Annotated in this window: 2 protein-coding genes; one reads left to right on the plus strand and one right to left on the minus strand. The window is 22.4% G+C overall.

Features of this window, described 5'->3' with window-relative positions; genetic code table 11:
* A partial coding sequence (locus GBZ86_RS15825) for a DUF6688 domain-containing protein (RefSeq protein ID WP_327445295.1) occupies positions 1 to 529 on the plus strand: 529 nt, incomplete at its 5' end.
* Positions 530 to 718: 189 nt separating this feature from the next.
* Here GBZ86_RS15825 and GBZ86_RS15830 read toward each other — a convergent pair.
* Positions 719 to 1,186 (minus strand): immunoglobulin-like domain-containing protein, encoded by a 468-nt coding sequence (locus GBZ86_RS15830; protein ID WP_152892252.1) that lies wholly within the window; start codon positions 1,184 to 1,186, stop codon positions 719 to 721.
* Positions 1,187 to 1,502: the final 316 nt, after the last annotated feature.

The raw sequence follows: 1,502 nt of genomic DNA on the forward strand, positions 1-1,502 counted from the left end.
GCATCACAAACTACCTATTCTTTGCATAATTGCATTATTTCCAGTATTAATAATTATTCAATTAATACTAGTACTCTTTGGTCAACAACCAGATAGTTTTATTAAAGCATTTTTAGATACAAGCACCTACAAATACTCAACTATCATTCCTCCTGATCCTGTATCAATACCTAGACGTGGCCATTACTTATGTACAGTATCTGCAAGAGGACATAAAAAAATAGTAAAACCTTTAAGAAATGGTATAAGACATGGAAATACAATATTAGTTAATAGACAATTATTAGTATCTAATGCCTTTGAAAATATATTAGAGCAGTATACTCCTAAACTTCATAAAGGCATTAGATACATTTATGATAAATTTGGGTATCCTCTAAGTAAACATATAAATAATAAATATACTGCAGATTTTACATACTTTATTATGAAACCTTTAGAATGGCTATTTATCATAGTACTATATTGTATAGACAAAAATCCTGAAAATAGAATAAGTATTCAGTATAGTGAATTAAGGAAATTTTAAGAAATAATTTAAATACTTTATAAATTTGATACTTGTTTTATGGAATATTTTATTAACAAAGATAATGTAAATTCATATATAATTTCCAAAAATATTAAAAACTATAAAAAATACTATTTAAGTTAAAATATAAAATATCTCATTAACTTATAATGTAATGAGATATTTTTGTTTGTTAATTTAAGCTATTTAAGAAATATTTTTATTATTTTTTATTTCAAATGGCGCTACTATAATTGTTTCTTCATCATCAAGATAAAGAGATTTTACAATACGATACTTACCCTCTGGTAGATTAGTAAAATGCTTAGATAATTTTATTATATCACTACTTTTACTATTTTCTTTTAAAATAATAGCCAAATCTTTAAAGTCAAGATTTTTATCTAAGGGTACCTTATACCAACTATTATCTAATTCAATTTCTAAGTTAAAATATTCCCCATAATAGTATTCATATTGTGTTTTATTTTCTAAAATTAAAGTAATATCTTCTTTTGATGACCTTATGATATTCTCTTTTATTATTGCACTTATATTATCATGATTTACAACAATAGTTGATGGCTCTAAATCTGAAAAATTTAAAGTGTTACTTGAACAACCATAAAAAACAACTATTACCATGATAATAGTAAAGATATAAATTTTTCGCATAATATTCCTCCATTAAAACTGCTTTTTATTTTAAGAACATACTATAATACAATTATTCATTACTTTATACTTGAGTAATTTATAATTTGTATTATACACAATAAATGTAATATAATCCATTTATTGTGTATAATTAAATTTACATAAAATCTAAAACTTTATAACTATGAAATTTTAAGAACAGTAAACTTTTAATAGAATAATTGATACTATGAATAGATCTAGTACTTGTGAATCTGACTCACGGACACTTATAATCCAATTTATGTAATTATGAGTTTCTATAAAAAAATAATTTTGAAAATAATAAAAAACC

The organism is Clostridium tarantellae, from assembly GCF_009295725.1.
GTDB lineage: Bacteria > Bacillota > Clostridia > Clostridiales > Clostridiaceae > Sarcina > Sarcina tarantellae.